Raw genomic sequence first — 22269 nt, 5'->3', positions numbered from 1 at the left:
GGGCGCTTAATGAAGGTTTTCTCATGTCGAGCCAGGCCAAACCCGATGCATCCGATGTCCCGCTGATTCCCGATCAGCGGCGCGAGGCCATGCTGCGCCAGTTGCGCCGGGACAAGGTGCTGTCGGTGCATCAGCTGATGGAATCGTTCAACTGTTCGCACATGACGGTGCGGCGCGATATCGCCGCACTCGAGGAAGCCGGATTCGTCTATACGGTGCCGGGTGGCGTGCGGATCGCGAGTCATCTGAACAGCGAGCCGAGCCATCAGTCGAAGGCGGTCGTCGAACAGCCGCAGAAGCAGGCCATCGCGCGCCGCGCCGCAGAAGGTCTGCGCTCCGGCATGTCGATCTATCTCGATGCCGGCACGACCATGCTGTCGTTCGTGCCGCATATCGTCGAGCTGTCGGACATGACGGTCGTGACCAACGACTTCCAGATCGTGCGCGAACTCGCCAGCGCGACGCATGTGAACGTCATACACATCGGCGGACAGCTCGATCACCGGAACCTGTCGAGCGTCGGCACGCTCGCGGCGGCGACGCTGCGCCAGGTCGTGCTCGACGTCGCGTTCATCTCGGCGAGTTCGTGGGACTTGCGCCGTGGCGTGACCACGCCTTCCGCGCCGAAAGTCGAAGTCAAGCTCGCTGCGATGGAAGCCGCCTCGCGCAACGTGCTCACGGTCGCGAGTTCGAAATACGGCACGGTCGGGCTATACAAGGTAGCGAGTCTCGAAAGCTTCGATCAGGTCATCACCGACGATGGCCTCGCCCCGGCTGCCGCAACGGGCATCCGTCAATCGGGAATCGATCTGGCGCTGGCCGCGGTCGAGTGATCCCGGCGGCTCGCCGCACGCATCCATTTTTCGAAAGCGCGTTTCACATCGCGGGACACGCGTCGCGCGTGCGGCGCTTTGACTTTTCGCGGCTTGAAAGCGTGTTTTGCATCGCAAAAACGATCGGCCATCTCGTTGATTTGAAACGATAAATACTGTCTTGTGTCTTATATAAGACTTGGCTCGCCAGCGAAGAAAGGGCATTACCATGTAGTCATGCGGTTTCGCTTCGACTATTCATCTAACGCGCTTTGTTCTTAGGAGAGTCACATGGCCCAGTATCAAGACGACATCAAGGCAGTTGCCGGTTTGAAAGAGAATCACGGCAGCGCGTGGAGTGCCATCAATCCCGAATATGCCGCGCGCATGCGTGCGCAGAACAAGTTCAAGACGGGCCTCGACATCGCGAAGTACACGGCGAAAATCATGCGTGCCGACATGGCCGCCTACGACGCCGACCCGTCGAAGTACACGCAGTCGCTCGGTTGCTGGCACGGATTCATCGGCCAGCAGAAGATGATCTCCATCAAGAAGCACTTCAACAGCACCGAGCGCCGTTACCTTTATCTGTCCGGCTGGATGGTCGCCGCGCTGCGCTCCGAGTTCGGTCCGCTGCCGGATCAGTCGATGCACGAAAAAACCTCGGTCAGCGCGCTGATCCGCGAGTTGTACACGTTCCTGCGCCAGGCCGACGCGCGTGAGCTCGGCGGCCTGTTCCGTCAGCTCGATGCGGCCGAAGGCGCTGCCAAGGCCGCCATTCAGGAAAAGATCGACAACCACGTGACGCACGTCGTGCCGATCATCGCCGACATCGACGCGGGTTTCGGCAACGCGGAAGCGACGTATCTGCTTGCCAAGCAGTTCATCGAAGCGGGCGCGTGCTGCATCCAGATCGAAAATCAGGTGTCCGACGAGAAGCAGTGCGGTCACCAGGACGGGAAAGTCACCGTGCCGCACGAGGATTTCCTCGCCAAGATTCGCGCGATCCGTTACGCGTTCCTGGAACTCGGTGTCGACGACGGCATCATCGTGGCGCGTACCGATTCGCTCGGCGCGGGCCTCACCAAGCAGATTGCCGTGACGCGCACACCGGGCGACCTGGGCGATCAATACAATTCGTTCCTCGATTGCGAAGAACTGACGGCGGACGAACTGGGCAATGGCGACGTCATCATCAAGCGCGACGGCAAGCTGCTGCGTCCCAAGCGCCTGCCGAGCAACCTGTTCCAGTTCCGTGCCGGCTCGGGCGAGGCGCGCTGCGTGCTGGATTGCGTCACCGCGCTGCAGAACGGCGCCGACCTGCTGTGGATCGAAACCGAGAAACCGCATATCGCGCAGATCGGCGGCATGGTCAGCGAGATCCGCAAGGTCATTCCGAACGCCAAGCTGGTGTACAACAACAGCCCGTCGTTCAACTGGACGCTGAACTTCCGCCAGCAGGCGTACGACGCGATGAAGGCCGCGGGCAAGGATGTTTCGGCCTACGACCGCGCCCAGTTGATGAGCGTGGAATACGATGAGACCGAACTCGCGCAGCTCGCCGATGAAAAGATCCGCACCTTCCAGGCCGACGCGTCGCGCGAAGCGGGCATCTTCCATCATCTGATCACGCTGCCGACGTATCACACGGCCGCGCTGTCGACCGACAATCTCGCCAAGGAATACTTCGGCGACCAGGGCATGCTGGGTTATGTGGCGGGCGTGCAGCGCAAGGAAATCCGTCAGGGCATCGCGTGCGTGAAGCACCAGAACATGTCCGGCTCGGACATCGGCGACGATCACAAGGAGTATTTCAGCGGCGAAGCGGCTTTGAAGGCGGCGGGGAAAGACAACACGATGAACCAGTTCTGATCGCGCTCGTACTTCACGCGAAATGACAAATGGCCCGATCGGCTTGCGCTGATCGGGCCATATTTGCGTTCATCAAGACCTACCGGGGAACGCGCCGCGCTGAATCAGGAATTCGTCCAGTTGCTCGAACGTTTCGGGCATTGCTTCGTCCATTCCCTCGATGGCGACGTCGAGCGCTTCCTTCGACGGATACAGCTCGTGCATCACGAGCAGCGTCTTGCCATCTTTCTCTTCGAGGGTCACGGTCGTGACGGCGCCATCGTCGCTTTCCTCGTTGGTCCAGACGAGGCGCGCATCCGGAACCACGTCGAGGTATCTGCCGAAGAACGCCATGGGCGCCGATGCCTCGGGATGAGCGAACGCCAGCCGATAGCGCCCGCCGACACGCACGTCCTGTTCGCACGAGAGCAGGGTCGCACCGCTCGACTTCGGCACCCACCATTGCCGGAAAAGCTCGGGCGTGGTCCACGCTTCGAACACGAGCCGCGGCGGCGCGTCGAAGATTCGCGTGATGACCATCTCGCGCTCGGACTTGCGCTCCGATGCCGTGCGGTTGCTCGTGCGGTTGTTCGTGCGGGCGGGCTCATTTTCTCTGCTTGCGACCATCACGTTTCTCCTTGCGTTTGAGTTCCTCGATGACCGTGTCCAGCGCGTCGAAACGTTCATGCTTTCATGCACTGTCGATGCTCCGGCCGTTCGCCGCCACGAATGCGATGGTGAATTGTGCGCCACCTTCTTCGCGATTGACAGCCGCGATCCGCGCGCCGAATCCGTCGACGATGGGCGACGTGATCGCGAGCCCGAGGCCGGTCCGTGTCCGCGCGGCTTGGTCGTGACGAGCGGATCGAACAGATGCGCGAAGTTTTCCGAAGGCGAGGTTCGCGGCACGCGCCGCATTCCGAAATTTCAGAATCGCTCGATTTTCGATGGCCGAGCTTTTAGACTGCGAGTTGCCCTTTCACGCAACGGAGCGCTTCACGCATGACGAGAACCAACGAATATCAGCAGCCGATCGGCGAAGCGGTAACGGACTGGAAAACGCGTGAGCGCCCGGCGCGCATCGGCATCGACGGCAGGCATTGCCGCATCGAGCCGCTCGACTTGGATCGCCACGCGGCCGATCTCTTCGATGCCTACGGCCGCGCGCCGGACGGCAGCGACTGGACTTATCTTTTCGTCGGGCCGTTCGCGGATTTCGAAACCTTTCGCGACTATCTGGCGAAAGCCGCCGCGTCCGCCGATCCGCTGCATTACACGGTCATCGATTCGGCGAGCGGCAAGGCGGTCGGCACGCTCGCGCTGATGCGGATCGAGCCTGTGCATGGCGTCATCGAAATGGGCAGCGTCACGTTCTCGCCCCTGCTCAAGCAGACGCGCATATCGACGGAAGCGCAATATCTGCTGATGCGCCATGTTTTCGACGATTTGGGCTACAGGCGCTACGAATGGAAGTGCGACAGCCTGAACGCGCCTTCGCGCAAGACGGCGCTTCGGCTCGGCTTCGAGTTCGAAGGCATCTTCAGGCAGGCGATCGTCTACAAGGGACGCAATCGCGATACGGCGTGGTACGCGATCATCGATAAGGATTGGCCGCGCATCCGGCGCGGCTTCGAACGCTGGCTCGCCGACGATAACTTCGACGCGAACGGCAGGCAGCGTGCATCGCTCGCGCAATTGCGGGACGAGGCCGCTTAGAAAGCGCATCGCCCGCGATTGCGCGTGCTTCGATTACTTCTTGATCTCGAGCAGTTCGACTTCGAACGTCAGGTCGCTGTTCGGCGGAATCGTGCCGACGCCGCGGCTGCCGTAGGCGGTTGCGGCCGGGCAGGTCAGCTTCGCCTTGCCGCCGACCTTGATCTTCTGCACGCCTTGCGTCCAGCACGGAATCACGCGGTTGAGCGGGAAGGTCGCGGGGCCGCCGTGCTTGCTCGAGCTGTCGAATTCGGTGCCGTCGGCGAGCGTGCCGCGATAGTTGACGCTCACGGTGTCGTCGGCGGTGGGTTGCGCGCCGGTGCCTTGCTTGAGGTGCTCGACGACGACACCCGACGGCAGCTTCTCGGTGGTGTTGGCGGCGAACGCGGTGGTTGCGATGGCGGATGCGGCGAGCAGAGCGATGACTGATTTCATGCGATAACCTCGTTGAACGGAAGGGCCATTATATCGACAGCCCTTTGGCCTCAATTCGTCCGCGCCTCCGGGCATTCCGTCCGGTACCAGATATCGACCTGACGTTGCGCCGCATGCAGATCGTCGGGATAGTACGGGTCGAAAAATTTCGACGGATCGTAGCCCGCTCGTTCGAGCGCGGCCAGTTCGCTCAGATTGCGCTCGCGCGTCAGCGGCGCGTGGTTTCTGAGCGCGGTGAGATCGCGGCATTGCGCAGCGCTCAGATTCGGCGCGCCTGGCTGCGAGCCGCCTGCGGCACAACCGGCGAGCGCAATGGCGAGCGCCGGGATCATCGATAGTGTTTTCATGTTGCGTTTTCCTCCGGTTCGGGGCGTCTATCGGAAGTATCCCTAGTTGAGCGGAAATCCGCTCGAACTGCTTCGCGCAGCTCGGCGAGCGCTGCAGTCGCGCCATTGTTTGCGAATCGCGAATGACGCATTCGGCGGTTCGCCCGTTCTTTTCGAAGCGCGTCTGAGTCACCCTCTGTTGCGTCGACGATGCCGCATTTCAACCACGCGGCGCGCGATTCTGACTCAGGAGACAAAGATGACCTCGAACCGGTGGGATACGTCCTACGAATGGAAAGCCGTGACGCTGCTTGCGCTCGGATTCGGCCTTGTCGGCCTCGATCGATGGCTGATCGCGCCGCTCTTTCCGGCAATGATGAAGGACCTGCATCTCACCGCGCAGGATGTCGGCAACTGCATCGGCATACTGGGGCTGTCGTGGGGCGTGTTCGCCGCGCTGATGGGCGGCATCTCCGACAAGATCGGACGTCGCAAAGTGCTGATTCCCGCGATCATCGCGTTTTCGCTGCTATCCGGATTTTCGGGCGTCGCGGGCGGCCTCGCCAGCCTGCTCGCCGTGCGCTCGCTGATGGGCGTCGCCGAAGGCTCGTTCTGTCCGACGAGTTTCGCCGCGACCGCCGACGCCTCGCATCCGAAGCGGCGCGGCTTCAATCTCGGGCTGCAGCAAAGCGGATTCGCACTCTTCGGGCTTGCGCTTTCGCCGATCATCGCGACGCAACTGCTCAACGTCGTGCCGTGGCGCTGGGTGTTCGCGCTCGTGTCCATTCCCGGCTTGATACTCGGCGTGCTGATGTTCTTCGTGATTCGCGAACCGGCGTCGGCGCCTGCGCAACAGCAGGCCGCGAAGGGCAACTGGCGCGACGTGCTGAAGAGCCGCAACATTCCCGTCGCGATGGTCGCGCTCTTCTGCGCGATGACGGGCGTCTTCGTGCTCGGCGCGATGCTGCCGCTTTACCTCACCGACTATCTCGCGCTCGACACGCAGCGCATGGGCATCGTCGTATCGGCGATTGGCTTTGGCGGATTCGTCGGCCAGTTCGCGTTGCCGGGACTCTCCGATCTCGTCGGACGGCGGCTTGCGAGCATCGCCGGTTTCGCGGGCACGGCCGTCATGCTGTACGTGTTTCGCGGCGTCGGGGCGCAGCCGCTCGTTCTGTTCATCGTGCTGTTCGTGGCGTCGTTCTTCACGCTCGGCCTCGTTTCGCTGCTGTCCGGGCCGGTCGCGACGGAAGCGGCGCCGATCGGCATGGTGTCGACGGCGATCGGCATCGTCGTCGGCGCGGGCGAGATCTTCGGCGGCGGCGTGGCGCCCGCGATCGCGGGTTTCGTCGCTACACGATTCGGGATCCAGAATATTCTCTGGCTCCCGATTTGCGCGGTGATTCTGGGCATCGGCGTGAGCCTGCTGCTCGAAGAGACCGCGCCCGCCCGCGTGCGCGGAAAAGCGCGCGGCGTGGGGCTCGTCGGAGGCGAGCAGCCCGAGTAAGCGCATACGCGCGCTGCGGATACACTGACATGCTGGACACGCTCGAAAGGGACCAGCATGGATCGTTTTCTCAGCATAGAGGCCTTCGTGCGCGTGGCGGAGACCAGCAGCTTCGCGGAAGCGGCGCGGCAGCTCGGCGTCGCCAGTTCGGTCGTCACCACGCGCATTCAGCAGTTGGAGAAATTCCTCAATGTGCCGCTGTTTCATCGCAGCACGCGGCACGTCAGGCTATCCGATGTCGGCGAGGCGTTCTATCGGGACTGCGCGGAAGTGGTGGGGCGCGTCAACGAATTGACCGACCAGATGCGCGAGTTGCGCGCGACACCGACCGGGCGGCTGCGCATTCAGATGTTGCCGGGCTTCGCGCTGGGTCACTTCGGCGCATCGCTGGCCGAATTCAATCGACGGTATCCCGGCATCCAGCTCGACGTGATCGTCAACGACCGTGTCGTCGATCCGATCGAAGAGGGCTTCGACGTCGCGTTCCAGATCTTTCCGGCGATCTCCGAATCGCTGATCGAGCGGCGTCTCTTCACCGTCCGGCGGCTCTTTTGCGCCGCGCCTTCCTACGTGAACGAACATGGCGCGCCGCGGCATCCGCGCGAACTGCTCGATCACAGGACGGCGCTTTACTCGGGCTATCCGTCGCGCAATCGCTGGACGATGACGCGCGGCAGCGAGGTCGTCGAAATAGAACTGCCGGGCATCGTGCGTTCGAATTCGGTGCACTTGCTGCACGACTACGCGCTGACGGGCGGCGGCGTGGTGTGCCTGCCGACGCTCGTCGCGAGCGCGTCGCTGCTCAATGGCTCGCTCGTGCCGATTCTGCCGGACTACGCGCTCTCTCCGATGAACTTCGCAGCCGTCTATCCCGCGACGCAGCGGCAAGGGCTCAAGGTGAAAGCGCTGGTCGAATTTCTCGCCGAGCGGCTGGGTCCGGAGCCGGCGTGGGACGTGCCGCTCATCGAACGAGGATGGGTTAGTTAGCCATGCAACTAACTGTCCTTTCGCGCCCGCCCCTTGAACAACGCGCGCTCAACGACGCTGCGGCCCGAACATGCGCGACAAGGCCCGCGCGAGTTCCTTCACAACGGCATCGGCAGTCGGGCGATGCAGCAGCGCGATATCCATCGTCTCGATGGCGGGCAAGCCGCTCTTCGCTGTCAGCACGACGTGATCCGGCGATACGGCGCGCGCCGGAAGCAGGCTGATGCCCAGACCATCGGCGACGGCCGCCTGGATGCCGCTCAGACTCGAACAGATGAACGCGAGCCGCCAGCGTCGGCCGGTGCTTTCGATCGCATGGGTCATGTCGTCGCGATACAGCCCGCGCGGCGGAAACGCGACGAGCGGAATCGGATCGAGTTGAATCGACGGATTCGTCGCGCTGTCGATCCATCGCAATTGCTCGGGCCATGTCGCGACGGCTTCGCGGCTATTGCGCCGCTGCTTCACGAGGACGAGATCGAGATCGCCGCGATCGTAGCTGTTGCTCAGATCGCGGACCAGTCCGCTCGTCACTTCGAGCTTCACTTGCGGATGCTTGCGATTGAAGGCCGCGAGCATGTGCGTCGTCGGTCCGCCGACGAAGTCTTCCGGCACGCCGAGCCGGACCGTCACGCCGACGTTCGCGCCCGATAGCGCCTCGATCATTTCGTCGTTGAGCGCGAGCATGCGGCGCGCGTAGGCGAGCAGGGTTTCACCGGCGTCGGTCGGGCGAACATCGCCGCTGCCGCGTTCGAGCAGCTTGTGCCCCGCCATGTCCTCGAGCCGGCGCACCTTCTGGCTGATCGTCGATTGCGTCGAATGAAGCCGCGCGGATGCGGCGGTGAAGGTGCCGCAATCGGCCACCATGACGATGGCCTTCAGCAAGTCGAGGTCGAACAGCGGCGTGCGTGCGTTGGGAAGGTGTTTCATCGACCCGATGGATCTTCGAATGGGACATCGACTTCTATCACGCGCGAAGGGCGCTGGCAATCGCGTGATAGTGTTCCGGTAGGGCAGTGCGTCCGCTTACCGATATCGCCGACATGACTCGTTCTCTCTATCTCTGCAATGTCCGCCTGGCCGATGGCCAACGGGTTTCCGTATCCATCGTCGATGGCCGTATCGACGCGCTCGGCGCAGATGCCGCCGCCCCACGCGATGCGCAGATCGAAGACGGCGGCGGCGCGTTGCTGCTGCCGGGCTTCGTCGAAGGTCATACGCATGTCGATAAGAGCAACTGGGGGCGTCCGTGGTATCGCAACGAAGTCGGCCCGCTGCTCACCGATCGCATCGGCAACGAACGCGAATGGCGCAGGACATCGGGACACGATGCGGCCGCGCAATCGCTCGCGCTGTCGCGTGCATTCGTGGCTGCGGGCACGACGCGTCTGCGCACGCACGTCGATATCGACACCGACGCACGCCTGCGCCATCTCGAAGGCGTACTCGCAACACGGCAGACGATGCGCGATACGCTCGACATGCAGATCGTCGCGTTTCCGCAGTCGGGCATGCTGATTCGTCCGGGCACCGTCGAGCTGCTCGGCGAAGCGCTCGCAGAAGGCGCCGATGTGCTCGGCGCGCTCGATCCCGCGTTGATCGACGGCGATCCGGTCGCATCGTTGAACGCGACCTTGGCGCTCGCGCAACGCTATCGCAAGCCGATCGACATCCATCTGCACGAACCGGGCGAGATCGGCGCGTTCACGCTGAAACTGCTGCTGGATCGCGTGCAAGCGTCGGGCATGCAGGGACAGGTCGTCGTCAGTCACGGCTTTTGTCTTGGCTCGCTGCCGGAGCGCGAGCGCGATGTGCTGCTCGATCGCATCGCTGATTTGCGCGTGGCGCTGCTGACGAGCGCGCCGCCTTCGTGCACGGTGCCGCCGCTCAAGCTATGCCGCGAGAAGGGCATCACGATGTTCGGCGGCAACGACGGCATCCGCGATACATGGACGCCGTACGGCGTGCCCGACATGCTCGAACGCGCGATGCTGATCGGCATGCGCTACGACTTGCGGCGCGACGACGATCTCACGATCGCGTTCGATTGCGTGAGCGATGCGGCAGCGCGCGGCTGCGGTTTCGCGGACTACGGCCTGCGCGTGGGCGCGCGCGCGGATCTCGTGCTCGTCGATGCCGAGACCGTCGCCCATGCGGTCGTGACGCGGCCCGTGCGCAAGCTCGTCGTTGCGAACGGACGTATCGTCGCGCGCGACGGCGTGCTGACGCCGCCTCGCGCATGACGCTCAACGCGGTGCGTTGAGCGTCAGCTTCATATGGCGGTTCACGTCCTTGTACAGCAGATAGCGGAAGCGGCTCGGTCCGCCCGCATAACAGGCTTGCGGACAGAATGCGCGCAGCCACATGAAGTCGCCGGCTTCGACTTCGACCCAGTCCTGATTCAGCCGATACACCGCCTTGCCTTCGAGCACATACAGGCCGTGCTCCATCACGTGCGTTTCTGCGAACGGAATCACGCCGCCCGGCTGGAACGTAACGATGTTGACGTGCATGTCGTGACGCATGTCGCTGGTATCGACGAAACGCGTCGTCACCCAGCGGCCTTCGGTGCCCGGCATCGGAATCGGCTCGATGTCCTGCTCGTTCGTGACGAACGCTTCGGGAAGCGGCACGCCATCGACGGCTTCATAGTGCTTGCGAACCCAGTGAAAACGCGCCGCATCCTTATGACGATTGCGCAACTGCCAGTTCGTGCCGGGCGGAATGAACGCATACCCGCCTGTCTGCAGAACATGCAAGGTGCCTTGCAAAGTCAGTTCGATCTCGCCTTCGACGACGAACAGCACGCCTTCGGCATTCGGGTCCTGTTCGGGCTTTTCGCTGCCGCCGCCCGGCGCCACTTCCATGATGTATTGCGAGAACGTCTCGGCGAATCCGGTAAGCGGACGCGCGAGCACCCAGAGACGCGTCTTGTCCCAGAACGGCAGATGACTCGTGACGATATCGCGCATCACGCCTTTGGGAATGACGGCATACGCTTCAGTGAACATCGCGCGATCGGTGAGCAGCTCGGTCTGCGATGGATGACCGCCGTGCGGCGCGTAGTACGTGTTGCTTGACATACGAAAGTCTCCGTTAGGTTCACGCCGTCGTCGTGATTTCGACGCCTTGGTCGTCCGGCTTTCCCGGACGCGAATGACAGGCGCGACGAATTTACCCGGCAGAACACATACAAAATATCGGAGATGCGCGCTATCGACAAATTAAATGTTCGAATGCAGCGTATCCATTTCCTGAATGGGGCAGCGAACGATTCTTTATGCAGACGCTTACGAAGATCAGCGAAGAACATGCCCGAGCACGATCACATACACCGCCGTGATCGCAAGCTGACATAAGGTGAACGGCAATCCATAGCGCAGAAAGCGCCCGAAGCTGACCGGCGCGCCTTCCTGCGCGCAGATTCCCGCTGCCACGATGTTCGCCGCCGAGCCGACGAGCGTCGCGTTGCCGCCGAGCGTCGCGCCGTACATCATGCCGATGAAGACCGGAATCACCGCGTCGGGCCACTGCGTGAACTGGTCGGAGAGCGCGGCCTCCGGCACGAATTCCGCCGTGACGAGATAGCCCTTGACCATCACGATCGACGCAGCCGCGACCGGCACGTTCGCGAGCACGGAAGAGAGCAGGCCGATGCCGCCGATCATGGCGAGCGCGACGAGCGCGAGTCGCGTGCCGAACACTTCATACAGCTTGAGCGACATGACTTGCAGCAGTCCCGTCTTGGCCATGCCCTGCACGAGACAGAAAATGCAGGTGAGGAACAGCAGCGTCTTCCAGTCGACGTCGCGCAGCACGCGATCGGTCGGCTCGACCCTGAACGCATACGCGACGAGCAGCGCGAGCGCACTCGCGATCACGGCGACGACGGGTGGCACAATGCGCGTCGGCAACTCTTCGCCGAGCACGAAGAGGACCATCATCAGCGCGAGCACGACGACGGCGAGCGCCGCGTACACGGGCCGCTTGAGCTTCGTTCCCGGGCTGCGCGGCGGTAGCGGCGTGACGCTGCGCCAGATGCCGCGCATGAGGATCGGCAAGAGCGGAATCACGACGACGATCGCGAGCAGACCACCGAGGCTCGCGCGCCGCAGATACTCGCCGAAGCTCATGCCGATCGAACTGCCGACGAGAAACGTCGCCGGATCGCCGACGAGCGTCAGCAGGCCGGCGGCGTTGCTGAGCAGGGCGGTGAGGATCAGCGGCGGCACGATATCGAGTTCGAGCGCGCGCGCGACGCGAACGATGATCGGCGCGAGCAGGATCACCGTCGTCGCGTTGGGAAGCAAGGCGCATAGCGGCGCGACGATCACGATCAAGAGAAGCAGGAAGCGTTTGCCGCCGCCCGCAGTCGCGCGCAGATAGTATTCGCCGACGAGATCGAAGAGACCCGTCGTCGAAAGAATCCGCGCGACGATCATGCCGCCGAACAGCAGGCTGATCGGTCCTGCCGCGGTGCGCGCGGTCGCGATCAGATCCTGCTCGTCGATGATGCCGAGCGCGATCAGCACGCTTGCACCGACGAGCGCGGCGACGGCCATGTCGATCAGATCGAAGGCGATCACGAGGATCACCGCCGAGAACACGCCGACTACGAGATAGATTTGCCAATCGCTCATGATGGGCTCGCGCGGGCGCTATTGCATCGGCGGCGCGTACATCAGGCCGCCGCGTCGGTAGAGTTCGTTCAGTCCGCGTTCGAGTTTGAGCGGACTTCCGGTGCCGAGATTGCGGTCGAACATTTCTCCGTAATTGCCGGCGCTTTTCAGCGCACGAATCGTCCAGCCGGGGTCGATGCCGAGCGTCGCGGTGACGCTCGCATCCGGCACGAGCGCGCGGGCCACGATCGGATCGCGGACGCGCTCCGCTTCGTTGCTCCGCGTCACGCCGACTTCTTCGGCGGTGATGAGCGTGAAGAGCACCCAGCGGACGATGACGAGCCAGCGGTCATCGTCGCCGCGCACGGCGGGCGCGTGCGGCTGCTTCGAGATTCGCTCGGTCAGGATCGTCATGGACGACGGGCCGCCCGGCGCGCGGCTGCGCAGCGTGGCGAGCAGGGAGGTATCGGCGGTCACGGCGCCGCATCGGCCGGAGACGAACGCGTGCTCCAGTTCCGTCACCGAGCCGAGCACGAGCGGCTTCAGGTCGAGCGTGTTCGCATTCGAATAGCCGGCGAGATTGCTTTCGCTCGTGGTCTCGCGTTGCACGCAGACCGTGGCGCCCCTGAGCGACGCGAGCGTGCGAATGCCGCTCTTCGCCGGCACCATGAACGCCTGAGCGTCATAGAACAGCACGCCCGCGAACTGCACGGCGAGCGTGCCTTCGCGCAGCAGCGTCCAGGTCGTGTTGCGCGCGAGCAGATCGACGCGGCCCGTCCTGAGCGCCGGAAAACGCGCGGACGTCCTGAGTGGAACGAAGGCGACCTTGTTCGCGTCGCCGAGCGTCGCGGCGGCCACCGCGCGGCAGAAGTCCGCGTCGATGCCCGACCAGTGCCCGGACGCATCCTGCTGTGAAAAGCCCGCGATGCCGTCGCTGACGCCGCATCGCAGAACGCCGCGCGCCTTGACTTGCGCGAGCGTGTCCGATCCCGCCGCGAGGACGGGCGCGCCCGATGTCAGCAGCGCGAGCAGCACGGCGCCGACGATCGCGATGAATCTCCCCGATGCGTTTGCCATCGTCTTCTCTTGTTGAAGACTTCCGTTCACGGCGTATTGCCACGCAGTTCATGCTCGAAAGGCGAGCGTGTGATATTGCTTGTTTCTACCCGTTCGAAGAGACACGTGACAATAAGGTTGTAGACGAAAACGGATTCAGTTCAAGCGGTCATTTACCGGATACTGTTGCCCCGCCAGGGGCTGGGAGAATTCGATGCGCGCCTTCGTCTCGCTGCCGGTTCTTGCGTTGCCGATGCTTCTCGCCGCGTGCAACACGCCGCCGATTCCGCCGGGCAAATCGGTGGACATACCCACGGCGCTTCAGAACGTCCTCGATGGCGTGTGCAACTTCCGGAAGACGCAGGCCGAGCGCAAGCAGAACTACGGCGTGGCGATCGATTCGATCACCGTCGAACTCGATCTGACCGTCGATGGCGCGCAGACTCCGCCCGTCGCCGTCGCGCCCGATATCAAGTTCATCCCGACCGTCAGTTACGGGCACATCATCACGGCGAACACGGGAAGCAGGCTGCTCGTGTCGCTGAAGAATCTCGATGGCGCGAAAGGCGCGGACATGCAGTGCCCGCCGCCGCCGCCCGCCAGCCCCGCTAAGTAAGCGAGGGTTTACCGCAATCCATTCCTGCTTGACGCCGGCTGCGCTGCGCCTGATACTTTGTCCGTACAAAGTGATGTTTAAGACAGGAGGCATGACGCAATGCATTCGGACAGAGTAGGCAAGCAGCGATATCGGGCGAGTTACGGCCGTTATCTGGAGGATTTCACAGTCGGCGATATATACGAGCATCGCCCGGGCCGCACGATCACAGACGCGGACAACATTCAGTTCTCGCTGCTGACGATGAACTTTCATCCGATGCACTGCGACGCGCATCACGCCTCGAAGAGCGAGTTCGGCAAGCTTCTCGTGAGCAGCGGCCTCACGGTCGCGATCGTGCTCGGCATGTCGGTGAACGACGTGAGCGGCAAGGCCATCGCCAATCTCGGCTGGAAGGAAATTCGCCTGACGGGCCCTGTTTTTGCGGGCGATACGCTCTATGCGGAGTCGGAAGTGCTCGAAGTGCGCGAATCGAAATCGCGCCCGACGCAGGGCATCGTCACGGTGCACACGCGCGCGTTCAATCAGGACGGCAAGCCCGTCATGGATTTCATCCGTACCGCGCTGATCGCCAAGCGCGGCCACGGCACCGCCGAAGACTGACCGCACATATCGCCGGCGTTGTCGCGCGCCGGCGTCCCGTTTCCGTTTCGCATACAAGACCGTTCGATTGCATCGATGCATCGGCGCACGGCGGCGAGACGGTTCATCGTCACAGTACTGGAGACAACTGTGAGTCATTACGTTAGCTCGGGCGCCCGGCTGGACCGGCTGCCGATGTCGCGTTTTCACTGGAAGATTCTGGGCCTCATCAGCGCGGGCGCGTGCCTCGACGCGTTCGACGTCTATCTCGCGGGCGGCGTATCCGCCGCGATGCTCAAGGCGGGTTTCTCGACGATGCAGCTCAACGCATTGTTCGTGTCGTCGGGCTTTTTCGGCATGGTGATCGGCGCGGGCTTGTCCGGCTATCTCGGCGATCGCTTCGGACGCCGCTCGTCGTATCAGTTCAATCTCGCGCTCTTCGGTTTGATGTCCTTCGTCGCCGCGTTCGCACCGAATATCCAGTGGCTGATCGGCGCGCGCTTCGTCATGGGCATCGGGCTGGGCGCGGAGCTGGTCGTCGCGGCGGGCACGTTGTGCGAGTTCATTCCGCCCGCGTATCGCGGACGCTGGATTTCGCTGCTCGGTCTCATCGTCAATTCGGGTCTCGTGCTCGCGACGAGTGTCGGTTACGTGGTGATTCCGCATCTCGGCTGGCGCTGGATGTTCGGCATCGCGGGCATCGGCGCGGTGATCGTATGGGCGCTGCGTCATCGCATGCCGGAATCGCCGCGCTGGCTCGAATCGGTCGGACGCACGCAGGAAGCCGAGGACACCGTGAGCGCGATCGAAGCCGAAGTCGCGCATCAGAAGGGACCGCTGCCCGACTGTGCGCGCACGCAGAATCTCGAAGTGCCGCGCGCGCCGCTGTCGGCGCTGTTTCGCCGCGGCATGATCGGACGCACGCTGACGGCCGCATTGACGGCGATCGCGGTGAACGTCGCGGTGTACGGCTTCGTCGCGTGGCTGCCGACGTTCTTCGTCCACGAAGGGCGCGATATTGTCACGTCGCTCGGCTTCACGACGCTGATGTCGTTCGGCGCACCGTTCGGCGCAGTGCTCGGCTACCTCACCGCCGACCGCCTCGGACGCGCGAAAGGTCTCGTGTTCTATAGCGTCATCGCGATCGTGCTGGGCTTCGTCTATCCGCAGATGACGGCCAACGCGGCGATCGCCATCGTCGGCTTCACGCTCGTCAGTTGCATCTTCGGCATCGTCACGCTGGGTCTCTTCGGCTACGTGCCCGAGCTCTTCCCGACCGCGCTGCGCCTGCGCGGCACCGGCGTGGCGGGCGTGTGCGGACGTATCGCGTCGATGCTCACGTCGTATGCCGCCGTGATCCTGTATGCGCAACTCGGGCTGTTCGGCGTGCTCGGCATGGTCGCGGGCGTTCTGATCCTGCTCGTGATCGCCGTGCTGAGCCTCGGCGTGGACGCGAACCAGTTCTCGCTGGAAGAAGTCTCGCCCGATGAAGAAGCCAACGCAGACGATCTGCCGCTCAACCATCAGGGAGCCACGCGATGAACGCACGCAACGACATGCAGCAGGCGCAAACCGTATCGCAACGCCTTGCATCGTTTTCGACGCATCTGCAATTGAGCGACGTGCCGCAAAGCGTGCGCGAGCGCGCGAAGCATCTGATTCTCGACAGCATCGGCCTGGCTTATGCGACCTTGAAACTGCCGTACGCGACCTCGACGCTCGCCGCGATGCAGGAGCTCGGCAGCGGCGAAGCGACGGTGTTCGGCCACACGCAGAAGCTCGCATTGCGCGATGCGATGCTGCTCAACGGCCTTCTGATTCACAGCCTCGACTTCGACGACACGCATGCACGCGGCGTGATCCACTCGACGGCGAGCGCGTTTCCGGTCGCGTTCAATCTCGCCGAGCGCGAGAACGCGAGCGGCGCGGATCTGCTCACCGCGTATCTCTGCGCGATGGAAGTATCGACGCGCGTCGGCTCGGCGGCGAAGAGCGGCTTTCACAACGCGGGCTTTCATCCGACGGGACTCGTCGGCGCATTCGGATGCGCGCTCGGCGCGGCGCGTCTTCTGGGTCTGCCGGTCGAAGCGGCGCAGCATGCGCAAGGCATCGTGCTGTCGATGGCATCGGGCAATCTCGAGTTCCTGCAGGACGGCGCGTGGACCAAGCGTCTGCATCCGGGATGGGCGGCGGTAGCGGGCGCGACTTCGGCGACGCTCGCGAAGCATGGTTATATCGGTCCGGGCGCGGCCTATGAAGGACGCTTCGGCCTCTATGCGCTTTACATGAAGACGCCGCTCGAAGCGGGCGATATCGATATCGCAACGGCGGGCCTCGGCGAGACATGGGAGATCGACGGCGTTGCGTTGAAGCCGATTCCCGCGTGTCACTTCACGCATGCTTCGTCGGATGCGGCCATCGCGCTTCATCGCGCACATGGTTTGCAAGCCGACGACATCGAGCGTGTGATCGTGCGCGTGCCCGGCCCGACGATTCCCATCGTGTGCGAGCCGGTCGCGCCGAAGCAAAGGCCGTCGAATAGCTATGACGCGCAGTTCAGCATTCCGTACATCGTCGCGACGGGGTTGTTGCGCGGCCGCTTCACGCTCGACGATCTCGAAGCCGAAGCGCTCGCCGATGAAACCGTGCGCGCCGTCGCGGCCCGCGTCACGCACGAAGCGGATCAGGACTCGACGTTTCCGCGTCACTACACCGGCGAAGTGATCGTCCATACGCGGGACGGCCGCATGCTGACGCATCGCGAGTCGATCAATCGCGGCTCGTCGGACAGGCCGCTCACGAATGAGGACATCGTCGCGAAGTTCTTCGACAACGCGCAGCGCAACGTATCGCGCGATGCCGCCGAGCGCATCTGCGAAGCGGTGCTCTCGCTCGACACGCGACCGGCGCGCACGCTTGCGCAAGCGCTCGCATAAGACGTACACACGAATACAGGAGAAGCAATGGCCACCATCGACGCCGATCAACAGCAGGACATGAGCAATTACGAAGAGAACGAGACGCTCATTCTCGACATGCTCGACCGCTTCCTCAAGACGGAAGTGAAACCCTACGTGCACGAACTCGATGCGAAGGACGAGTATCCGCACGAGATCGTCGAGAAGATGAAGGACATGGGACTCTTCGGCTGCCTGATCTCGCCCGAGTACGGCGGCCTCGGTCTCACGACTTCGACGTACGCGAAGATCGTCGATCGCATTTCCGCGGTATGGATGTCGGTGAGCGGCATCATCAATTCGCATCTCATCATGGCGATGACGATCCAGCGCAACGGCACCGAAGCGCAGAAGCGCGAGTTCCTGCCGCGCATGGCGACGGGCGAGCTGCGCGGCGGCATCGGCCTGACCGAACCGGATTGCGGCACGGACCTTCAGGCGATCCGCACGGTCGCGAGGCGCGACGGCGATCACTATGTCGTCAACGGCAGCAAGACGTGGATCACGAACAGCAAGTACGGCAACATCCTCGCGCTGCTCGTGAAGACCGATCCGGAAGCGCAGCCGCGTCACAAGGGCATGAGCCTTCTGATCGTCGAGAAGGGACCGGGCTTCGAAGTGAGCCGTCAGTTGCAAAAGCTCGGCTATAAGGGCATCGATACGTGCGAGCTTACGTTCACCGATTTTCGCGTGCCGGTGTCGAGCGTGATCGGCGGGCAGGAAGGGCTCGGCCTCAAGCAGATTCTGAGCGGGCTGGAGCTGGGCCGCATCAATGTAGCCGCGCGCGGGGTCGGTGTTGCGCAAGCCGCGCTCGATGAAGCGGTCGCGTATTCGCAGCAGCGCAAGACCTTCGGCAAGCCGATCTGCGAGCATCAGGCGATTGCGCTCAAGCTCGGCGAAATGGCGACGCGCGTGGAAGCCGCGCGCCTTCTGACGGACTCGGCCGCGCGCGCATACGACAAAGGTCTGCGCTGCGACATGGAAGCGGGCATGGCGAAGTACTTCGCAACCGAAGCGGCTGTCGAGAACAGCATGGAAGCAATGCGCATTCATGGCGCGTATGGCTATTCGAAGGAATACAACGTCGAGCGGCTGTATCGCGATGCGCCGCTTCTGACCATCGGCGAAGGCACCAACGAGATGCAACGCCTGATCATCGCCAAGATGCTGATTGCGAGGAACCCTGCATGAGCCTGCCTCTTTCCGGCGTACGCATCGTCGCCATAGAACAATACGGCGCGGGTCCGTTCGCGACCCAACATCTCGCCGATCTCGGCGCGGAAGTCATCAAGATCGAAAACTTCCGCGAAGGCGGCGATGTGGGCCGCAATGTGGGACCGCATTTTTTCGGCGAAGGCGATAGCCACTTCTTCGAAGCGTTCAATCGCAACAAGTGCAGTCTGACGCTCGATCTGAAGAAGCCCGAAGGGCGCGACGTGCTGCTCGATCTCGTCAAGTCGAGCGATGCCGTCTTCAACAATCTGCGCGGTGATCTGCCCGTGAAGCTGGGTCTCACTTACGATCAGTTGAAGGACGCGAATCCGGCTATCGTATGCGCGCATTTGTCGGCATATGGACGCACCGGCAGCCGCGCATCGTGGCCCGGCTACGACTATCTGATGCAGGCGGAAGCGGGTTATCTCTCGGTCACTGGCGAGCCGGACAGTCCGCCGGCGCGCTTCGGTCTGTCGATCATCGATCTGATGACGGGCACCACCGCCGCGATGGCGCTGCTCGCGGGTCTCGTGCAGGCGCGCACGACGGGCATCGGCCGCGACATGGACACGAGTCTCTTCGATGTCGCGCTGCATAACCTCGCGTATGTCGGCACTTGGTATCTGAACGGCGGCACGGTGACAGGACGGGACCGGCGCTCCGCGCATCCGTCGCTGACGCCGAGCCAGCTGTACAAGACGAAGGACGGCTGGATCTTCCTGATGTGCAACAAGGAAAAGTTCTGGGGCGTGCTGGCGGAGATACTCGACAAGCCTTCGTGGATCACCGATGAACGCTTCTGCAATTTCAAGGCGCGGCTCGCGAATCGCGATCTCGTCGAACAGGAACTCGATGCGGCGCTTTCGCGCGCGACGACCGCCGAATGGCTCGCACGTCTGGGCGGACGCGTGCCCGCCGCGCCGGTGTACGACATCAAGCAGGCGCTCGACAATCCGTTCGTCGCGGAGCGGCAAGGCGTGACCGAAGCGGAGCATCCGCGCTTCGGCAAGGTGCGCAACGTGGCGGCGCCGGTTCGCGTGAACGAGACCTTGCCCGCGCGTTCGGCGCCCGAACTGGGACAGGACAACGCGAGGCTTTTCGCCGAACTCGGTTACGATGCTGGTCGGATCGCCCGGTTGCGCGAGAGCGGTGCGGTGCAATGACGATGCTCGCACCGGATGATGTCGCGCGACAGGCGGATCCCTCCGTCAATCCTTCATCGTGCGTGCAAAAGATGGTCAACGTGCTCGGTCAGCAGCCGCGCTATCTGCAATTGGCGCAGACGCTCATCAACGAAATACAGAGCGGGCGCTTTCCGGTGGGCTCCACCATTCCCACCGAATTCGAACTCTGCGAGCAGTTCGGCGCGAGCCGCTCGACCGTGCGCGAGGCAGTCAAGCAGCTCGTGCAGCTCGGCATGGTCGTGCGGCAGGCCGGCATCGGCACGACCGTCAAGGCCGTGAATTCGGAAGGCAGCTATCGGCAGGTCATGCAGCAGTTGAGCGACCTGCATCGCTATTCCGCCGATACCGCGCTCGAGGTTCTGAAGAAAGAGACCGTCGAAGTGAGCGATGCGTCGCTCTGCAAGATGTTGCAGGCGAAGCCCGGCGAAACGTGGTTGCGTCTCGAAGGCATTCGTCGTTCGCCGGAGAGCGTCGATCCGATCTGTCATACCGAGGTCTATATCCAGCCGGCGTTTCGTTCGCTGACAGGCATCGAGGATGATCCACACACGCCGATCTTCACGATGATCGAGCGTCAGTTCGGCGAGCAGATCGCGCGCGTGGAGCAGGAGATTCGCGCGGTGGCGCTGCCCGCGAACATCGCGCGTCTCGTCAACGCGAAGGCGCGTTCGCCCGCGCTATGGCTGTCGCGCCGCTACTTCAACAAGCGCGGCGAGATCGTCGAAGCGGCGGTCAGCATTCATCCCGCCGACCGCTTCAGTTATTCGGAGACGTTCCAGCGCGGCTGGAGCGGCACCTGACGCATTCGAGGAAATCCGCATGATTGCACGCAGTTTTTTGTTCGTTCCGGGCGATCGTCCGGAACGGTTCGACAAGGCATTGGCGACGCACGCGCATCGCGTGGTCATCGATCTGGAAGATGCCGTGGCCATCGATGCCAAGGCGCAAGCTCGCGCGCAGATCGCGCATTGGTTACGTGAGACGCATGAGCGCGTCGTGATTCGCGTCAACGCTTTCGGTACGCCATGGCACGAAGAAGACGTCGCGATGAGTCGCGCGGCGAACGTGCGCGCCGTGATGGTGCCGAAGGCCGAAGATGCGGCGCAACTCGCGGATATCGCGGCACGTTGCGCCGATGACGTCGAGTTGATCGCGCTGGTTGAGAGCGTTGCGGGCGTGGTGCGTATGCGCGAGATCGCGCAATGCGGGCGCGTTGCGCGGCTCGCGTTCGGCTCGTTCGATTTCGGCGTGGACGCGGGCATCGACGGCACCGGGCGCGAACTGGACTATGTGCGTTCGCAGTTTGTCATCGAGTCGCGGTTTGCGGGCCTGCCGCCGCCGATCGATGGCGTAACGCTCGCGACGGGCGACCTCGACGCGATCAACGCCGACGTGCTCGATGCGCGCCGCTTCGGTTTCGGCGGCAAGCTATGCATTCATCCGAAGCAGGTGGACGCCGTGAATGACGGCTTCGCACCGAGCGCCGCCGAACGCGAATGGGCGGCACGCGTGCTCGCTGCGCTGGAAGCGAATCCGCGCGGCGCGATCTCGGTCGACGGGAAACTGGTCGACAAGCCGATCGTCGATCGCGCGCGAAGAATTCAAGCCGCGTGAACGCGGTTCAACGGAGAGCAAGCGAATGAAGGTATTGGTTCCAGTGAAGCGCGTCGTCGATTACAACGTGAAGGTCCGCGTGAAATCGGATAACACGGGTTTCGATATCGCCAACGTGAAGATGTCGATGAACCCGTTCGATGAAATCGCTGTTGAGGAAGCGGTGCGATTGAAGGAAGCGGGCGTCGCTACGGAAGTGATCGCTGTGTCGTGTGGTGTTACGCAATGTCAGGAGACGTTGCGGACGGCGTTGGCTATCGGTGCGGATCGCGCTGTGCTGATCGAAAGCGCAGAGGAATTGCAGCCGCTGGCGGTGGCGAAGCTGTTGAAGGCATTGGTCGATCAGGAGAAGCCTGAACTCGTGATCCTCGGCAAGCAGGCTATCGATGACGATTCGAATCAGACCGGTCAGATGCTTGCTGCACTGGCGGGTTTGCCGCAAGCGACGTTCGCATCGAAGGTCGTTATCGCCGATGGTAGAGCGACTGTATCGCGTGAGGTCGATGGCGGCGCCGAGACGCTTTTGTTGAAGCTGCCCGCAGTAATCACGACAGACCTGCGCCTGAACGAGCCGCGCTATGTGACGCTGCCCAACATCATGAAGGCGAAGAAGAAGCCTTTAAGCACGATGACGCCTGCCGATCTTGACGTCGATGTTACGCCGCGTCTGAAGACGCTGAAAGTCGTCGAGCCGCCGAAGCGCAGCGCGGGCATCACCGTGCCCGACGTGAAGACGCTGGTCGAAAAACTGAAAACCGAAGCGAAGGTGATCTGAACATGACGATTCTCGTAATT

22 protein-coding genes and 1 pseudogene are annotated in these 22269 nt (G+C 63.0%); 16 read left to right on the top strand and 7 right to left on the bottom strand.

Going from position 1 to position 22269, the window contains the following annotated elements; all coding sequences use genetic code 11:
• Positions 1–23: 23 nt before the first annotated feature.
• Complete coding sequence (locus NCS67_RS26990; RefSeq protein ID WP_008346923.1) at positions 24–833, top strand: DeoR/GlpR family DNA-binding transcription regulator; 810 nt, start codon at positions 24–26, stop codon at positions 831–833.
• Between the two features lie 270 nt (positions 834–1103).
• On the top strand, positions 1104–2684 hold the full coding sequence (locus NCS67_RS26985; protein ID WP_250437383.1) for an isocitrate lyase: 1581 nt from the start codon (positions 1104–1106) through the stop codon (positions 2682–2684).
• A 72-nt stretch (positions 2685–2756) separates the two neighbouring features.
• Here the strand turns inward: NCS67_RS26985 and NCS67_RS26980 are convergent, their stop codons facing one another.
• Entirely contained in the window at positions 2757–3203 is a 447-nt protein-coding gene (locus tag NCS67_RS26980; RefSeq protein WP_239295253.1) for an SRPBCC family protein, read from the bottom strand.
• On the opposite strand from NCS67_RS26980, the gene NCS67_RS32120 reads away from it, so the two are divergent.
• Entirely contained in the window at positions 3193–3669 is a 477-nt protein-coding gene (locus NCS67_RS32120) for a hypothetical protein (RefSeq protein WP_502801877.1), read from the top strand. The two genes, NCS67_RS26980 and NCS67_RS32120, sit on opposite strands and share 11 nt — an antisense overlap.
• A pseudogene (locus NCS67_RS26970) lies at positions 3666–4376 on the top strand (GNAT family N-acetyltransferase); the annotation flags it as partial. The gene NCS67_RS32120 and the pseudogene NCS67_RS26970, both read left to right, overlap by 4 nt.
• A 36-nt stretch (positions 4377–4412) precedes the next feature.
• Here NCS67_RS26970 and NCS67_RS26965 read toward each other — a convergent pair.
• Positions 4413–4811 carry an FKBP-type peptidyl-prolyl cis-trans isomerase gene (locus NCS67_RS26965; protein WP_008346914.1) on the bottom strand — a complete coding sequence of 133 codons (399 nt, stop codon included), beginning with the start codon at positions 4809–4811 and terminating at the stop codon, positions 4413–4415.
• A gap of 50 nt (positions 4812–4861) precedes the next feature.
• Positions 4862–5158, bottom strand: coding sequence for a DUF4148 domain-containing protein (locus NCS67_RS26960; RefSeq protein WP_175981500.1), 297 nt, complete (start codon positions 5156–5158; stop codon positions 4862–4864).
• 238 nt (positions 5159–5396) lie between these two features.
• Here NCS67_RS26960 and NCS67_RS26955 point away from each other — a divergent pair, with 238 nt between their 5' ends.
• Positions 5397–6644 carry an MFS transporter gene (locus tag NCS67_RS26955; RefSeq protein WP_250437381.1) on the top strand — a complete coding sequence of 416 codons (1248 nt, stop codon included), beginning with the start codon at positions 5397–5399 and terminating at the stop codon, positions 6642–6644.
• A gap of 57 nt (positions 6645–6701) precedes the next feature.
• Entirely contained in the window at positions 6702–7631 is a 930-nt protein-coding gene (locus tag NCS67_RS26950; RefSeq protein ID WP_008346907.1) for a LysR family transcriptional regulator, read from the top strand.
• A 48-nt stretch (positions 7632–7679) separates the two neighbouring features.
• Here the strand turns inward: NCS67_RS26950 and NCS67_RS26945 are convergent, their stop codons facing one another.
• A complete protein-coding gene (locus tag NCS67_RS26945; protein WP_250437379.1) occupies positions 7680–8561 on the bottom strand; it encodes a LysR family transcriptional regulator in 882 nt (293 codons plus the stop codon).
• A gap of 113 nt (positions 8562–8674) precedes the next feature.
• Here NCS67_RS26945 and NCS67_RS26940 point away from each other — a divergent pair, with 113 nt between their 5' ends.
• Positions 8675–9874: an amidohydrolase family protein gene (locus NCS67_RS26940; RefSeq protein ID WP_250437376.1), complete on the top strand. Its 1200-nt coding sequence runs from the start codon at positions 8675–8677 to the stop codon at positions 9872–9874.
• Positions 9875–9877: 3 nt separating this feature from the next.
• On the opposite strand, the gene NCS67_RS26935 is transcribed toward NCS67_RS26940, so the two are convergent.
• From NCS67_RS26935 to NCS67_RS26925, 3 genes are all read right to left on the bottom strand, one after another.
• The gene (locus tag NCS67_RS26935; RefSeq protein ID WP_250437373.1) at positions 9878–10714 is read right to left on the bottom strand and encodes a bifunctional allantoicase/(S)-ureidoglycine aminohydrolase; all 837 of its coding nucleotides are present in this window, start codon (positions 10712–10714) and stop codon (positions 9878–9880) included.
• Between the two features lie 216 nt (positions 10715–10930).
• Positions 10931–12271, bottom strand: coding sequence for an ArsB/NhaD family transporter (locus NCS67_RS26930; RefSeq protein ID WP_250437371.1), 1341 nt, complete (start codon positions 12269–12271; stop codon positions 10931–10933).
• 18 nt (positions 12272–12289) lie between these two features.
• Positions 12290–13327: an amino acid ABC transporter substrate-binding protein gene (locus tag NCS67_RS26925; RefSeq protein ID WP_250437368.1), complete on the bottom strand. Its 1038-nt coding sequence runs from the start codon at positions 13325–13327 to the stop codon at positions 12290–12292.
• Between the two features lie 193 nt (positions 13328–13520).
• On the opposite strand from NCS67_RS26925, the gene NCS67_RS26920 reads away from it, so the two are divergent.
• The 9 genes from NCS67_RS26920 (at position 13521) to NCS67_RS26880 (ending at position 22249) form a co-directional block, all read left to right on the top strand.
• A complete protein-coding gene (locus tag NCS67_RS26920) occupies positions 13521–13922 on the top strand; it encodes a hypothetical protein (protein WP_250437366.1) in 402 nt (133 codons plus the stop codon).
• Between the two features lie 99 nt (positions 13923–14021).
• The gene (locus tag NCS67_RS26915; protein WP_008346896.1) at positions 14022–14525 is read left to right on the top strand and encodes a MaoC family dehydratase; all 504 of its coding nucleotides are present in this window, start codon (positions 14022–14024) and stop codon (positions 14523–14525) included.
• A gap of 174 nt (positions 14526–14699) precedes the next feature.
• On the top strand, positions 14700–16046 hold the full coding sequence (locus tag NCS67_RS26910; protein WP_008346894.1) for an MFS transporter: 1347 nt from the start codon (positions 14700–14702) through the stop codon (positions 16044–16046).
• Positions 16043–17440 (top strand): MmgE/PrpD family protein, encoded by a 1398-nt coding sequence (locus tag NCS67_RS26905; protein ID WP_250437365.1) that lies wholly within the window; start codon positions 16043–16045, stop codon positions 17438–17440. The genes NCS67_RS26910 and NCS67_RS26905 overlap by 4 nt, the downstream gene beginning before the upstream one ends.
• 27 nt (positions 17441–17467) lie before the next feature.
• Positions 17468–18652, top strand: coding sequence for an acyl-CoA dehydrogenase family protein (locus NCS67_RS26900; RefSeq protein ID WP_008346890.1), 1185 nt, complete (start codon positions 17468–17470; stop codon positions 18650–18652).
• Complete coding sequence (locus tag NCS67_RS26895; protein WP_008346888.1) at positions 18649–19839, top strand: CaiB/BaiF CoA transferase family protein; 1191 nt, start codon at positions 18649–18651, stop codon at positions 19837–19839. The genes NCS67_RS26900 and NCS67_RS26895 overlap by 4 nt, the downstream gene beginning before the upstream one ends.
• Before the next feature lie 71 nt (positions 19840–19910).
• Complete coding sequence (locus NCS67_RS26890) at positions 19911–20660, top strand: GntR family transcriptional regulator (protein WP_051078976.1); 750 nt, start codon at positions 19911–19913, stop codon at positions 20658–20660.
• A 19-nt stretch (positions 20661–20679) separates the two neighbouring features.
• On the top strand, positions 20680–21474 hold the full coding sequence (locus NCS67_RS26885; RefSeq protein WP_250437364.1) for an HpcH/HpaI aldolase/citrate lyase family protein: 795 nt from the start codon (positions 20680–20682) through the stop codon (positions 21472–21474).
• A gap of 25 nt (positions 21475–21499) precedes the next feature.
• Positions 21500–22249 carry an electron transfer flavoprotein subunit beta/FixA family protein gene (locus NCS67_RS26880; protein ID WP_250437363.1) on the top strand — a complete coding sequence of 250 codons (750 nt, stop codon included), beginning with the start codon at positions 21500–21502 and terminating at the stop codon, positions 22247–22249.
• Positions 22250–22269 lie beyond the last annotated feature (20 nt).

The organism is Caballeronia sp. ATUFL_F2_KS9A, assembly GCF_023630765.1.
GTDB classification, from domain to species: Bacteria; Pseudomonadota; Gammaproteobacteria; order Burkholderiales; family Burkholderiaceae; genus Caballeronia; species Caballeronia zhejiangensis.
Note: the sequence above shows the minus strand (reverse complement) of the source record. Positions and strands in the feature narration are given on the sequence as shown.

Coding starts and splice junctions, on each gene's coding strand:
- NCS67_RS26990 (WP_008346923.1), top strand. CDS start 24: ATGTCGAGCCAGGCCAAACCCGATGCATCCGATGTCCCGCTGATTCCC.
- NCS67_RS26985 (WP_250437383.1), top strand. CDS start 1,104: ATGGCCCAGTATCAAGACGACATCAAGGCAGTTGCCGGTTTGAAAGAG.
- NCS67_RS26980 (WP_239295253.1), bottom strand. CDS start 3,203: ATGGTCATCACGCGAATCTTCGACGCGCCGCCGCGGCTCGTGTTCGAA.
- NCS67_RS26965 (WP_008346914.1), bottom strand. CDS start 4,811: ATGAAATCAGTCATCGCTCTGCTCGCCGCATCCGCCATCGCAACCACC.
- NCS67_RS26960 (WP_175981500.1), bottom strand. CDS start 5,158: ATGAAAACACTATCGATGATCCCGGCGCTCGCCATTGCGCTCGCCGGT.
- NCS67_RS26955 (WP_250437381.1), top strand. CDS start 5,397: ATGACCTCGAACCGGTGGGATACGTCCTACGAATGGAAAGCCGTGACG.
- NCS67_RS26950 (WP_008346907.1), top strand. CDS start 6,702: ATGGATCGTTTTCTCAGCATAGAGGCCTTCGTGCGCGTGGCGGAGACC.
- NCS67_RS26945 (WP_250437379.1), bottom strand. CDS start 8,561: ATGAAACACCTTCCCAACGCACGCACGCCGCTGTTCGACCTCGACTTG.
- NCS67_RS26940 (WP_250437376.1), top strand. CDS start 8,675: ATGACTCGTTCTCTCTATCTCTGCAATGTCCGCCTGGCCGATGGCCAA.
- NCS67_RS26935 (WP_250437373.1), bottom strand. CDS start 10,714: ATGTCAAGCAACACGTACTACGCGCCGCACGGCGGTCATCCATCGCAG.
- NCS67_RS26930 (WP_250437371.1), bottom strand. CDS start 12,271: ATGAGCGATTGGCAAATCTATCTCGTAGTCGGCGTGTTCTCGGCGGTG.
- NCS67_RS26925 (WP_250437368.1), bottom strand. CDS start 13,327: ATGGCAAACGCATCGGGGAGATTCATCGCGATCGTCGGCGCCGTGCTG.
- NCS67_RS26920 (WP_250437366.1), top strand. CDS start 13,521: ATGCGCGCCTTCGTCTCGCTGCCGGTTCTTGCGTTGCCGATGCTTCTC.
- NCS67_RS26915 (WP_008346896.1), top strand. CDS start 14,022: ATGCATTCGGACAGAGTAGGCAAGCAGCGATATCGGGCGAGTTACGGC.
- NCS67_RS26910 (WP_008346894.1), top strand. CDS start 14,700: ATGTCGCGTTTTCACTGGAAGATTCTGGGCCTCATCAGCGCGGGCGCG.
- NCS67_RS26905 (WP_250437365.1), top strand. CDS start 16,043: ATGAACGCACGCAACGACATGCAGCAGGCGCAAACCGTATCGCAACGC.
- NCS67_RS26900 (WP_008346890.1), top strand. CDS start 17,468: ATGGCCACCATCGACGCCGATCAACAGCAGGACATGAGCAATTACGAA.
- NCS67_RS26895 (WP_008346888.1), top strand. CDS start 18,649: ATGAGCCTGCCTCTTTCCGGCGTACGCATCGTCGCCATAGAACAATAC.
- NCS67_RS26890 (WP_051078976.1), top strand. CDS start 19,911: ATGGTCAACGTGCTCGGTCAGCAGCCGCGCTATCTGCAATTGGCGCAG.
- NCS67_RS26885 (WP_250437364.1), top strand. CDS start 20,680: ATGATTGCACGCAGTTTTTTGTTCGTTCCGGGCGATCGTCCGGAACGG.
- NCS67_RS26880 (WP_250437363.1), top strand. CDS start 21,500: ATGAAGGTATTGGTTCCAGTGAAGCGCGTCGTCGATTACAACGTGAAG.